Raw genomic sequence first — 13347 nt, forward strand, 5'->3', positions numbered from 1 at the left:
CTCAGCTCGCAAGCCAGCCTCCGTCTACCTTGATTGTTTCACCGGTGATGTAATCACTTGCAGACGAGGCCAGAAACAGCATCGGACCTGCCATATCCTTCACGGTTCCCCAGATATGCAGAGGAATCCTGCTCTCGATCCACGCTCTGTGTTCCGGATCGTCGTAGAAGGGCTGTGTCATCGGCGTAATAAAATATCCCGGTGCGACACAGTTAACCTGAATGTTGTCCGGACCCAATTCAATGGACATTGTCTTGGAAAGCTGGATTACTCCGCCTTTGGTGGTACAGTATACACTGGATTCTGCCAGTCCGATGTAACTTCCCAGCGACCCTATGTTTATAATTTTGCCGCCGCCCTGCTTCTTCATCTGTCTGGCAACCGCCTGTCCCACGAAGAAAACGCCTTTCAGATTAACTCCGGTGATAAAATCATAATGCTCCGGCGTCACATCAACATAAGGTTCAATATGTTCTACGCCCGCATTGTTTACAAGAACGTCAATCCGTCCAAAATCCTTCACTGCTGCGTCAACCGCAGCCTGTATCGATTCCTGATCTGTGACATCAATGTAATACGCCTTCCCTTTTCCGCCCTCTTTAATGACGTCATTAACGGTGCCCTCGACGCCGTCCCGGTCAATATCCGCACACGCAACTACGGCTCCCGACTCAGCAAAGATATGCGCATAGCCCTCGCCCAGCCCTGTTGCGGATCCTGTAATGAAGACAATCTTTCCGGATACATCAAACAAATTAGTCCCGTTCAGTACATTCATAATATGCCCCCCTTATTTCTCTACTCTCAGCCTGACAGAATCCCTGTGTCCGTAAAGACCTTCGACTTCCGCAAACCTCATGCAGTGTTTAGACAGATTTATACATCCCTCTTCTGATACAAACTGATGGAAACCGGTTTTTATAAATGTGCCGACCCATACTCCGTTTGAGTACTTGGCTGTTTCCATAGTCGGCAGTGTATGATTCGTGCCGGATACAAAGTCGCCGAATGCGACCGGCGCATAATGCCCGACAAAGAGAGAACCGTAATTATGCAGTCTCGCGGCAATTTCGCGTTCGCTGTCAGCCTGAACCTCCAGATGCTCAGGAGCCAGTTCGTTTGTTATCGCAATCGCTTCATCCATGTCATCCGCCAGATAGACCTGTCCGTTATCCTGCCATGATTTTCCGGCGACATCCTTTGTCTCCAGGGTGGGAAGCAACCGCTCCAGCTCTGCTAACGACTTGTCGATTGTTTCCCGGTCTGTGCACACAAGCATCGGCTTGGCGTTGGGATCATGCTCTGCCTGCGCCAGCAGATCAATCGCGACAAAGGTCGGATTTGCAGTCTTATCCGCCAGAACAAGAACCTCACTCGGTCCCGCCAGACTGTCAATTCCAACATCTCCAAGCACCTGACGCTTCGCTTCTGTTACAAATTTGTTGCCCGGACCCGCAATCAGATGCACTTTCTTTATCGACTCGGTTCCATATGCCATCGCCGCGACTGCCTGCGCTCCGCCGGTACAATAAATCTCATCCGCACCGGCGATATCCATTGCAACAAGTACCGCCGGATGAATCGTTCCGAACCCGCTGAACGCCGGCGAGCACGCAATAACCTCTTTAACGCCCGCAACCTTTGCGGTTACAATCCCCATAAGCGCCGAGCTGGGCAGCGGATGTCTTCCGGCGGGAACATAGCAACCTACTCTCTCTATGGGAATCATTCTGTGCCCAAGCTCCAGTCCGGGCACTTTACTTTGTACGGTCAGATCCTTTAAGCATTCTCTCTGCTTCTCCGCGAAGAAACGAATCTGACTCTCTGCAAACCGAATCGCCTCCAGCGTCTCGCTGTCAACCTTATCATACGCCGATCTGACTTCCTCTTCGCTGACCCGAATGGAATCGACGTCCACATTGTCAAATTTACGGGCGTATTCAATCAGCGCACTATCTCCGTTTTCTCTGACATTATCGATTATATTCATCACCGACTCTGTCAGCTCGCGGTCTCTCTTATATGTCTTTTTTTCCGCACTTTTAATGGTTTTCATAATCTGCCTCCTATAATATTTCAACAACGCCGTTCGTTGCGTCCACTTTTACAAGGTCTCCGTCCTTCACATCCTGATAGAACGCAGGATCAACTTTGTCTACCATTGGGATTTCCATAATAATCGCGCTCGATACCAGTACCGTCTCAGGGAATTGTATAATCATGGCTGCCGGCATATTGCCATGCATATTCAGCTGAAACAGCCCGTCAGCCTGAACGACAGAACTTCCTTTCCCTCCCGGAAAAATCAGAATTTTTTTTGCGATGGATTTCCCTTCCAGATCGTGAGCACTTTCAATCACCCTGCCTGTCTCAGGCTCCATCAGATAAAACATGATATGATCCCCGGAAACGATCGCTTCTGCCTCTGCACATCCTTCAGAGATCTTATGACATTTGTACTGTTTCATTATTTCACCTCCCCTGTCAGCGCTGCTTCAATGCAGTCGTCCAGATCTCTGATAACAAAGTGAATCCCCCTTCTCTGTGGATAATAAGCACACTTCGGAGATTCTGTCACGCCGATCTTCCCTTTTAAGTGCTTCCAGCAGGGCTGATCCGGACATGTGTCCGGGACAATGTATCCCCCCGCCTCGGAAATCGTTTGATCCAGGCCCATTCTTTCAGCCATTTCCTTTACCAGGCTGGAGGTCAGAATCCACATTTCCTTTTTGAGCTTTTTCCCTTCAATTTTTCCCGCAATGTGACGCACCTCCTCAAGAGTGAAATGCGGGCATCCGAACATGACGAAATCAATCGGCCGATTCCCCTTCAGCGAGATTTCATGAAGGATCTCCTCCATGTCCTGATCAGTAAGAACAACTTCCCTTTCAGGCGCTTTCCCTCCGAAGGCAGTGTCTATATCCGGCGCCTCAGGCGTCACACCTGCGATGTGATACATTCCGTATGCGCCCGACGTATTCAGCTCCGCGCCGAGATTGCGCAGCGCTTCCCGCGTAATGGTCTGACGAGGAAGTCCGGTGAAGACCGGGATCCCTTCGCCGATTTTCTTTCCTAACATGCCGAGAATATGATAATCATAGTCGTCTTTAATATCGGCCTCCACACGAACCAGAATATTCCCTTTTCTGTTTTCATCCAGCAATAATCCGTATTCAGGAACGAATCCGGTTACAGCGGCGCACAGAGCGCTGTTTGCACCCTCACGGTTCGAGCGCGCGCCCCAGACAGAATTAATGAAAGGAGTCGCGCTGGACTCTGAATAGGCGGTAATTTCGCCGAACATCGGTACATTTGTGTCAATATACGGCGTACAATTGTATGTCAGCTCGGCGCCGATTTTTTTATATGCGTTATGCGTGCGCTGCATTAAATCCGCAAATTCTTCATCTACCATATTCTTTTTTGTAAAAAAATCGTAACAAAATCCCGGATTTACCGTCGGCGTCACACGACATCTTGCGCCGGCATTTACAAGTTTCTCACAAAACCACAGATCCGCCTGCTGATTTGATAATGCTACATGAGCTCTTGTAATCGGAACCATACGTCTCGCATCAAAGCATTCTCCAATCGCCACCTGGATCTTCATGGCGTATGCGGCACCTTCACTGTATTTTCCGTCCAGCATATCCTGTTGTTCTGAAGTTAATTTCATCGTTTTCCTCCGCAGTGATAGATATTTTACCTGTATACAGGCATTATACGTTCAATTTGCAATCATGTCAATACAATTGTCAGAAAATAAAAAACTGTCGCAAAGCCATGCGACAGTCACAGTCAGAAAAGTTCTTTTTATACGTTAATACGCCCGGATGCAGCTCATTGACCAGTCAATGTGTTCTCCCAGCTTTACGGCAAGTTCTTCTTTTTTCCTGTGTTCAATCAAATCAAGCAGCTCCAGATGCTGCTTCGTGCTCTCTTCAATGTCATCCAGTTCCTCATAGGAAACGGTCTGCACTCTTTTTATGTTGTCAAAAATCGTGTCCATGAAACTCTGGATGTACTGATTATCACATTTGGCAATAATCAGTTTATGCAGTGCAAGGTCGGTATTTATGAACTCGCCGACTGTAATTTCTTCATTCTCCGCATGTTTCTTCAGGAGTGTTTTAAATTCCTCCTCCAGCTGTCTGATCTCGCTTTTCCTGATATTGTCTACCGACGTTTTAACAGCCAGCACTTCCATCACCCTTCGGACTGCATACAAGTCCATCAGTTCTTTATAGCTTATCTGTTTTACAAAGGCTCCTATTCCGACTCTTATCTCAACAAGTCCTTCATTTTCCAGCAGCTTCAGAGATTCCCGCACCGGAGTTCTGCTCATCCCCAGTTCTTTTGCGATCCGACCCTCGCTCAGAAGCGTGCCCGGTTCGATCGAAATGCTGCATATGCTCTCTTTCAACGCGCGATACGCTTTATCGGTCAGGCTGCTTGTTTTCTTTGCAGCAAAATTCCTCGCATCCGCCATTCTTTTCCACCTCCGTTGCGCTAACATTATATCTGTATACGTGTTGTATGTCAAATAAATCTCAGCGCGGATTCTGGCGCACGCCCCCATTCTGCACTTGTATGACCTCAGTCTTTCCGGCGGGATCCGGCTCTCCCTATACCTGTATCACGACCTTCATCGCCTTCTGCGCAGGGTCGGCGATCAGGTCAAAGACCTTTTCGCTCTCTTCCAGCGGAACTGTATGGGTGATTATCCCTGCCAGCTCATCCTTCAGCTTCTCAGTATAGCGGACCGCCTGACCGAATTCTGCCTTCTCGTAGACTCTGGTCGCGGTCAGATTCAACTCACGGAAATGCATGTCTGAAAGGATTACCTGACGGGGTTCTTTGTGAACGCCGACCAGTGTGATCATTCCGTCAGCACAGACCGGATAGGTCATCTCGGATGCTCCCGCCGCAACGCCGGAGCACTCGAACAGTACGTTCACGCCGTCTCCGCCCGTCGCCTCCATCACATAATCCGTCAGCGATGCGATCCGGCTGTTGACTGTCTCCAGCCCGAATTTACGGCAGATTTCCAGGCGCGGTTCTGAGATGTCGGATACAATAATGCGGGATGCTCCCGCGTCCTTCAGCATCAGTCCGATCAGCAGACCGATGGGCCCTGCTCCGATGACCGCGCAGCTGTCCAGTGGACGAAAGCCTGAGCGGTGCACGCTGTGGACGGCCACTGCCAGCGGTTCAATAATTCCGCAAACCGAGTCGGGAACATCGTCCGGCAGGCGGAACAGCACGTCAGTGCTGCAGTTTACGTATTCTGCCATACCGCCGTCCAGATCGATTCCGATCAGCTTCAGCGTATTGCACACATGACTTTTTCCCGTTCTGCAGGGGTAACATTTTCCGCAGGAAATCAGCGGATACGCCGCCACCCGATCGCCCGGCTGAAAGCCGTTGCTCTCTCCGTTAATCTCCTCGATGACACCGATAAATTCATGACCCATGATCAGCGGAGCTTTCGCCCTGGGATGTTTGCCGGAATAGATTCCGATATCCGATCCGCAGACGCCGCAGTACGTCACTTTCAGTCTGGCCTGCCCCGGAGCAGGCGGGACCATAGGCACCTCTCTGACTTCGACCTTTTCCGGTCCGGTGTATACTAATGCTTTCATTTATATTCCTCCTTGTAATTTCATCTGCGACCGGTCCGGTTTTCCATAAACCGCCGGATGCGGCGCAGACCTTCGTCAATTGTCTCTGTATCTACGGCATAGGAAAGGCGGACAAAACCTTCCCCGCCGGCGCCGAAACCGCTCCCGGGTATCGTCACGACATGCTCCTCCTGAAGCAGACACATGGCGAAATCCGCGGAGGAGAGCCCGCTTCTGCTGATGTCCGGAAACACGTAAAAAGCCCCCGCCGGATCCGCACATGAGATTCCGTCAATGGCATTCAGTCCGTCCACAATATGACGGCGGCGTTTACGGTAAACGGCCTTCATTCTCTCCACGTCTTCCCTACCGTTCTCCAGCGCGGCTACACCGCCCCATTGTATCGGCTCGTTGATACAGGAGAAAACATTCTCCAAAAGAGTATTCATCCGGTCGATCATATGCTCCGGAGCGGCCAGATATCCCAGCCGTATCCCTGTCATCGCAAAGGTCTTTGAGAAGCCGTCCACCAGAAGTGTCCGCTCCTTCATCCCCGGTACAGACGCGATGCTTGTGTACTTTGTTCCATCCCAGAGAAGTTCCCGGTAAATTTCATCCGAAATTACGTAGAGATCCCGTTCCATCGCCAATGCGGCGATTCCCTCTATCGTTGCCCTGTCCAGCACTCCTCCCGTCGGGTTGGACGGAGAATTGATTAAAATCGCCTTGGTTCTGTCGGTTACAGCTGCGGCGAGCTCGTCCAGGTCGAACATGAACCGGTTCTCTGCCCGGACCTTCACCGGTACCGCATCGGCTCCGGTCTGAGCGACCAGCCCGATATAGTTCGACCAGCAGGGATCGGGAAGAATCACTTCGTCCCCTTCCCGCATCAGCAGCAGACTGATCAGATTCAGCGCACCGACAGCGCCGGGAGTGATTAGAATTTCATCTTCACTGTAGTTCAGGCCCCGTCTTCTGTATTCTGACGCGATTGCCGACCGCAGAGGCTTCAGTCCGCGGTTGGGAGTATAGTGTGTCTCACGGCGTTCATACGAATCAATGATCGCCCTCACCACATGATCCGGGACGTCAAAGTCCGGCTCTCCGAGTGCGAAGCTGACCACATCCTCCATTCCCTCCTGCATCGCAAACATTCTGCGGATCTCCGACGGAGGAACATTCAGCGCTCTTTGTGAGAAGTCTTTCATCCTTCTGTTCTCTCCTTTTCCTTCTTCGTTTTATTCAGCTGATAACGGAGAGGTCTGCCTGTCAGAAACAGAACCGCCTCCTCCGCGACCTTGCGCTTGAGCTCCTCTGCCGCTTCCTCGGAATACCAGCCCATGTGCGGAGTCGCGATGAAATTCGGCAGCTGCAGCAGCGGATCTTCCGGATCCGCCGGTTCCTTCGCCATAACATCCATCGCCGCTCCCGCAATTTCGCCGTCCTGCAGTGCTTTCAGCAGATCCTGTTCATCCACTATATGACCGCGGGAAGTGTTGATAAGGTATGCGCCCGGTTTCATCGCGGAAAAAACGTCGGCGTTGAACAGACCCCGTGTCGACTCCGTCAGCGGACAGTGAATCGAAATAAGGTCCGATTCCGCGATGAGCTGCTCCCACGTTACGGTCACCACGGAATGCTCTGCGATGATCCCCGCAGGATAAAATTCATCGAACCCGATCAGCCTGCATCCGAAGCCGCTCATTCTGCGGGCGAACATTCTTCCGATACGCCCAAGACCTACAATTCCGATTGTCTGTTCACTTAGCCTGTGAATCGGTACTGACGCGGCATAATCCCACTGTCCGGAGCGGGTATGGGGAACCATCTGATTCAGGCGGCGCTCCAGTGAAAGCGCCATGGCCGCCGCATGGTCTGCCACCTCGTTCATCCCGTAATCCGGAACATTACAGACCGCCACGCCATATTTTGTCGCCGCGGCCACATCTATGTTGTCCACCCCGACGCCATACCGCACAATCAGCTTCAGCTCCGGAGACAGCGCCGCAATAACTCTTTCCGTAAACGGCGCATACTGATTGAGCATCACCTCGCCGCCTCTGCATTCCCGGATCAGATCCTCTTCACTTCTGCAGCAAAGATAGTCGAACCCGATCCCTGCTTCGCGGAGCACCGCTCGTTCGATGTTGATGCTGCTGTGATCACAATCTGTGATGATGACTTTGTTCATGCTCCCTCACTTTCTCCGCTCTGTTCCGGTGCTCTCACCGTCCGCACGATGTCTGACGCCTCCGCGCTCAGACGGCGGATCTCATCAAAATTCCCTGCATCTATCATATCCGCTCTGCACATCCAGCTTCCGCCGACAGCCAGGATCCGCTCAAATGCAATATACTCCGCCAGATTGGCCGCGCTGATTCCGCCGGTCGGCATAAAGGAAAGGTCTCCGTATGGCGCAGCGAGAGCTTTCAGCATAGCGAGGCCTCCCGCAGGCTCAGCCGGGAAAAACTTCACTGTCCGCAGGCCCGCCGCAATTGCCTTCTCGATAGCATAGGTATCCATGCATCCCGGAAAGATCGGAATATCGTTCGCTATGCAATATTCCATGACCGGCTCATTCAGCCCCGGCGTCACGATGAACTGTGCTCCGGCCTTCACTGCAGCCTCTGCCTGCTCCACGGTCATCACAGTTCCGGCTCCCGTCAGCATTTCCGGACGTTCCGCACATATACGCCTGATCGCCTCCAGTCCCGCGGGCGTTCTCAGCGTCACCTCCGCACACCGTAGCCCTCCGCCGGCCAGAGCGTCTGCCAGCGCCACAGCATGCTCCGCATCGTGCAGTACGACTACGGGTACAACTCCATTTTCTCTGATTACATTCATGATATCCATTTATTGTTCCTCCCTTTGTTCATAGAGATATCTGGCTCCCAGCGCGGCCAGCGGATACGCCTCGTCTGCGTCAAGCTCCACATGCGGGAAATCCCCGTCTGCCGTCAGCAGATCATAAAACGCCCGGCACACGGGGCTGCTGCCGGCGATAATGATTCGCACATCTCCGTTTCCGTCAGGCAGTCTCGATTTTTTCAGAAACTCCACATCTCCGGCCAGCACTGCACCCAGGAGATAACTGCGCATACCCCCTCCGGATGTTTCCGTGAACAGTTCCTGCAGGCGCACCAGAAAAAGCGTCCTGGTCAGGCCCTCCTCCATGGCGTCCCGGTATCCCCGGCGCAAACAGGAAAAATCATACTCCTCTGCCGACATAAAACGTTTCTCCAGTGAATCAGCCAGAATCGTGTTCATGGTAACCGCCTCAATCAGTTCCCCGGAAAGCGTCGTTTTGCAGCCGCAGAGCACTCCGTCCGCACTGACATAGATATACTTGTTATGAGAACCCGGCAGAACGAATACCGTGTCCTGTCCGGTCCCGTAACGCCGGATCAGGCCGAACACCTCCGTTTCCTCTCCCCTCATGATATCGAAGTCTCGGAGCTCGTCGCCGCGCATCGGTGCTCCCGCGTGATTTTTCAATCCGGGAACAAAGAATATTTCGTGCTCTGTCACCTCCGGCACAGTGCTCCGCACCATCTGCCGCGGATAATCCTTAAGGCGGACCGGCGCAGTCAGATGAGGCACCTCACAGATTCCGAGATTACAGGTCAGCATGCCGCTGGCGACGACAGCCCCGATACTGGTCTCCTCAACACAGTTTCTCTCCAGAATCTCTGTGAGCATTCTGCGGATCGTCTGCTTCCAGATCATCGTATCGCCGTTCACCGCACATGTTCTGGCACCGACATCCGCTCGCACGGTATCTGCCAGTTCCTCTCCCTTCCATAAACAAAGTCTCGTCCGCGTTGTTCCGCCGTCAATCGTAACCATGTATTCCGCCATGTTCATTCTCCTCTTTTCCCTGCTTCCAGCATGTATTCTGCCGCGATCTGCGTCAGACGTTCAAATTCACCGGCGTCTGCCAGTGTAGAGAATTCCCCGGCAATCCCGAAGAAGTCGGCTCCGTTTCTGTCCCAGTCTTTCAGATTGCCCAGATTTACGCCCCCCGTGGGCCCCATCAGGAACTGAGGAAGGGGTCCCTTGAATGCACGCAGAGAGGACGGCGAAAACTCTGATGCCGGAAAGATTTTAATCATGTTCACACCCAGTTCTGCCGCCCGGAGCATCTCCGTCGGCGTCATGCAGCCGCATACTACCGGCTTCTGATACCGTCCGGCACAACGGATCACACCTTCATTTAACGTCGGCGTTACGACATATTGTGCTCCGTTCATAATTGCCAGTCTGCAGGTCGTCTCGTCCAGAACAGTTCCCGCTCCGACAAGAAGTTCCCGGCAGTCTGAAGTTCTTCGGATAACGTCCAGCGCGCCGGGAGTGTTCATCGCGATTTCAATACTCCGGATTCCGCCGTTGGCCAGCGCGCGCACGCCCCGTTCGGCCGTTTCTGCATCCCTGACACGAAGAATCGCTATTATTCTGTTTCGAAGCAGCTCAGACAGAATCTCCGGATATGTTCTCATACTTCCGCCTCCTCCATGAAACGGATCAGTTCTTCCCGTCCGGGAAGCGCGTCATTGTCTCCGGCTGAGGTAATCATAATCGCACCCATGGCGTTGCCCCGACGCACTGCCTCAGACAGCGGAAGTCCTTCCGTAAGCCCGGTGAGCACACCGACCGAAAAAGCGTCTCCCGCTCCTACTGTATCCACAATCCTCTTTACGTGAAATCCGGGAATACGGGAGCATTCTCCCGCAGCGGTTTTGTAGTATGCTCCTTCACTTCTGTTCTTGACGATAACCGCCTTCACTCCACGCTCCAGATAAAAATCGGCAATACCCTCCAGCGTGTCGCATCCGGTCAGCAGCCGGCCTTCCGCTACTCCCGGCAGTATATAATCACAGCCTTCCGCCAGCCCGTTCAGTGAGGAAATCATCTCCTCCTCACTCCTCCAGAGAGCGGGGCGCAGATTCGGGTCAAAAGTTACCTGAAGCCCCTGCTCCCTCGCCAGCACTTTCGCTCTGCGGCATGCCTGCAGACAGGACGCTGAAACCGCCGCCGTAATTCCTGTCAGATGAAAGAATCTGGCTCCCTGCAGGCGTTCAGGGGTGACATCCGCCGGCGAGAGACCCGACGCCGCGGAATTTTTCCGCATATAAAACACCTGCGGATCGCCCGACGGTACCTTTGTCTTGAAATAAAACCCGGTCAGACGGTCAGTCTCTGTGCTTACTGCGGAAACGTCCAGTCCCTCCCGCTTCATGACCTCCAGAAGATACTCGCCCAGAAAATCTCTGCCAAGTCTGGAAATGTACCGGACACTGTGACCCAGCCGGCTTGCTCCGATGGCTACATTCAGCTCCGCGCCGGCGGCGCCTTTGGAAAAAAGTCCGACTTCTGCAAAGGGCCCCTCTTCCTGGGGGATCAGCACCACCATCGGCTCTCCCATCGTGATGATTTCCGCCATAATTCTCCTTCCTTTCTTCATTTTCAGTCTTTTCTCATTCCAGCATCCCTGTCCCGTACCGCCGGGTTCTGCTCTGTCTGCCCTCCGGTCTGTCCTCTTCTCAGACCGGCGCCCCCGTTTCTGCTGTGACAGCCCGGTCAGTCCAGCCGATCAAAAATTTCTTTATTCACCACATTCAGCGGCCGTTCTCCACGTAGCACACGGGCGATGTCCTCTGCAGGCGTAGACTGCAGAACCGCCTGCGATTCTTCGGAATACCATGCGGTGTGGGGCGTGATGACGACGTTATCATAGCGGAACAAAGGATGATCCGGCGAAGGAGGCTCTGTCTCCAACACGTCCAGTGCAGCACCGCCGATCTGCCCCTCATCCAGCGCCTCGCAGAGATCTTCCTCGGACACCACCGGCCCTCTGGAAACGTTGATGAGCACTGCCGAATTCTTCATCTTCCGGAAGGTCTCCCGGCTAAACATGTGACGGGTCTCTTCCGTCAGAGGGCAGTGAACGGAAATGTAGTCGGCGTTCTCGTAAATTTCCTCCAGACTCTTCGGCACCACGCCGTATTCCAGCATATCCTTCTCACTGACATACTTGTCGTTGACCCAGATGTTGTCGCAAAGAGGCTTCACTTTGTCGATGAAGCTCCTGGCGATCCGTCCGAAGCTGATAACGCCGATAACCTGATTTCTGAGACTGTGCTGGATTCCAGGCATTGAATACCATCTGCCGCTGTGGGTCCAGGAATTGTACCGTCCGACGCGTCGCGCCATTTCCAGCAGAAGCGCCAGTGCGTGAGTGGAAACCTCCTCTCTGCAGTAATCAGACACGTTGCAGAAGTAAATCCCTTTATCTGTACAGGCGTCCAGGTCGATGCCGTCAAATCCCGTCGCATAGCGTGCGATGATTCTGCAGCGGTCCAGCTGTTCCACCAGTTCCCGGGGCATCTTCGCGTACTGGACAATGATGGCGTCCGCATCCTTCGCGACCCGCAGAATGTTCTCCGCGTCCCTGTACTGATAATCCTGAAGATCGACGCCCAGCGGCTCCAGAATCCTTCTCTCGTTTTCAATCGACTTGTACTCATGATCCGTGATCACGACTTTATATTTTGCCATTTTCCTTCTTCCCTCACTTTTCTCCAAGTTCCTTTTTCATCCGTTCCACAGCCTCCTCCAGAACCTCCGTCGCGGAAGCGTATGAGATGCGGATATACCCCTCGCCGGCGTTCCCGAACGCGCTTCCCGGCGTGGTCACCACCTGGCATTTCTCAATCAGGCGCTGTGCCAGCTCCATGGAGGTCATTCCTGTTTCTTTGATATTTACAAAGGCATAGAAGGCGCCGCCGGGGCGGATGCAGGACACGCCGCGAATATCGTTCAGCCCCTTCACCAGCGTGTTCCGGCGTTTTTCATATACATCCTTCATCTGAACCGTCGCTGTCTGATCTGAGTCCAGGGCCACGGCCGCCGCGTACTGCGCCGCCGCGTTGACACTGGAGGTCAGAGATTCCTGAAGGAGCGTCATCGCCCGGATCAGCTCAGACGGTCCCACCGTGTAGCCTACTCTCCAGCCCGTCATCGCATAGCTTTTGGAGAAGCTGTTCACCGTGACGACGCGATTTCGGAACCGCTCGACGGAGGCCAGACTGAACAGTTCTCTGCCGTCGTAGAGAATCGCTTCGTAAGGCTCGTCTGAAATGATGTTCAGATTGTATTTTTCCGCCAGTTCCCCGATTCGGATCAGTTCCTCCCGATCCATCACCGCGCCGGTCGGGTTGCACGGGGAATTGATGATGATGGCGCTGGTTTTCTCTGTAATATGCGCCTCGATGTCCTCCGCCCGGAGCCGGAATTCATTCTCCTCCTTCGCTGCCGCGGGAACCGGCGTAACCCTCGCCAGACTCATGTAGCCCAGGTAATTGGGGAATCCGGGGTCCGGAACGATCACCTCGTCGCCCGGTTCGGTCACGCACTGGATGACCGACATCAGTGACTGCCCGGCGCCGTTGGTAATCATCACGTTCTCAGCCCTGCAGGGAATCCCGTTCACCCGCTCCATCTTCGCCGCTACCGCCTCCCGGAGCTCCGGCAGACCGGCGTTGGCGACATATTTGGTATATCCGTGATGCAGCGCGCAGCATCCGGCCTCAATGATGTGCTCCGGCGTGTCAAAGTCCGGTTCGCCAATGCACAGGTTGATCACGTTTTCATAGCCGGCCGCCAGATCGAACATCCGACGGATTCCCGATGCGGGGAGCGCGCTGACTTTTCTGCTGATTTTCATTCT

At 53.5% G+C, this 13347-nt stretch carries 14 protein-coding genes; all 14 read right to left on the reverse strand.

The window, feature by feature from the left end; all coding sequences use genetic code 11:
• Position 1 precedes the first annotated feature (1 nt).
• The 14 genes from BHK98_RS07705 to BHK98_RS07770 all read right to left on the reverse strand — a co-directional run bounded on the left by BHK98_RS07705 (position 2) and on the right by BHK98_RS07770 (position 13344).
• Positions 2–778, reverse strand: a complete 777-nt coding sequence (locus tag BHK98_RS07705; RefSeq protein ID WP_075713070.1) for an SDR family NAD(P)-dependent oxidoreductase — start codon at positions 776–778, stop codon at positions 2–4.
• Positions 779–790: 12 nt separating this feature from the next.
• Positions 791–2056, reverse strand: a complete 1266-nt coding sequence (gene hisD, locus BHK98_RS07710; protein ID WP_075713072.1) for a histidinol dehydrogenase — start codon at positions 2054–2056, stop codon at positions 791–793.
• A 10-nt stretch (positions 2057–2066) separates the two neighbouring features.
• On the reverse strand, positions 2067–2468 hold the full coding sequence (locus BHK98_RS07715) for an aconitase X swivel domain-containing protein (RefSeq protein WP_075713074.1): 402 nt from the start codon (positions 2466–2468) through the stop codon (positions 2067–2069).
• Positions 2468–3676, reverse strand: coding sequence for an aconitase X catalytic domain-containing protein (locus BHK98_RS07720; RefSeq protein WP_075713076.1), 1209 nt, complete (start codon positions 3674–3676; stop codon positions 2468–2470). Before BHK98_RS07720 ends, BHK98_RS07715 begins: the two co-directional genes overlap by 1 nt.
• Before the next feature lie 144 nt (positions 3677–3820).
• A complete protein-coding gene (locus BHK98_RS07725; RefSeq protein ID WP_075713078.1) occupies positions 3821–4489 on the reverse strand; it encodes a GntR family transcriptional regulator in 669 nt (222 codons plus the stop codon).
• A 136-nt stretch (positions 4490–4625) separates the two neighbouring features.
• Complete coding sequence (locus BHK98_RS07730; protein WP_075713080.1) at positions 4626–5642, reverse strand: zinc-dependent alcohol dehydrogenase; 1017 nt, start codon at positions 5640–5642, stop codon at positions 4626–4628.
• A 20-nt stretch (positions 5643–5662) separates the two neighbouring features.
• Positions 5663–6829, reverse strand: coding sequence for a pyridoxal phosphate-dependent aminotransferase (locus tag BHK98_RS07735; RefSeq protein ID WP_075713082.1), 1167 nt, complete (start codon positions 6827–6829; stop codon positions 5663–5665).
• Positions 6826–7812 carry a C-terminal binding protein gene (locus BHK98_RS07740; RefSeq protein ID WP_075713084.1) on the reverse strand — a complete coding sequence of 329 codons (987 nt, stop codon included), beginning with the start codon at positions 7810–7812 and terminating at the stop codon, positions 6826–6828. The genes BHK98_RS07735 and BHK98_RS07740 overlap by 4 nt, the downstream gene beginning before the upstream one ends.
• A complete protein-coding gene (eda, locus tag BHK98_RS07745) occupies positions 7809–8474 on the reverse strand; it encodes a bifunctional 4-hydroxy-2-oxoglutarate aldolase/2-dehydro-3-deoxy-phosphogluconate aldolase (protein WP_075713086.1) in 666 nt (221 codons plus the stop codon). The genes BHK98_RS07740 and eda overlap by 4 nt, the downstream gene beginning before the upstream one ends.
• Complete coding sequence (locus BHK98_RS07750) at positions 8475–9479, reverse strand: 2-dehydro-3-deoxygalactonokinase (protein ID WP_075713088.1); 1005 nt, start codon at positions 9477–9479, stop codon at positions 8475–8477.
• Positions 9480–9481: 2 nt separating this feature from the next.
• Entirely contained in the window at positions 9482–10117 is a 636-nt protein-coding gene (locus BHK98_RS07755) for a beta/alpha barrel domain-containing protein (protein ID WP_075713090.1), read from the reverse strand.
• Positions 10114–11061, reverse strand: a complete 948-nt coding sequence (locus tag BHK98_RS07760) for a sugar kinase (protein WP_075713092.1) — start codon at positions 11059–11061, stop codon at positions 10114–10116. The genes BHK98_RS07755 and BHK98_RS07760 overlap by 4 nt, the downstream gene beginning before the upstream one ends.
• Before the next feature lie 137 nt (positions 11062–11198).
• A complete protein-coding gene (locus BHK98_RS07765) occupies positions 11199–12176 on the reverse strand; it encodes a C-terminal binding protein (protein WP_075715079.1) in 978 nt (325 codons plus the stop codon).
• 13 nt (positions 12177–12189) lie between these two features.
• Complete coding sequence (locus tag BHK98_RS07770; RefSeq protein WP_075713094.1) at positions 12190–13344, reverse strand: pyridoxal phosphate-dependent aminotransferase; 1155 nt, start codon at positions 13342–13344, stop codon at positions 12190–12192.
• Between the last annotated feature and the right edge of the window lie 3 nt (positions 13345–13347).

It is taken from the genome of Hornefia porci, from assembly GCF_001940235.1.
In the GTDB taxonomy this organism is placed as follows: Bacteria; Bacillota; Clostridia; order Peptostreptococcales; family Anaerovoracaceae; genus Aminicella; species Aminicella porci.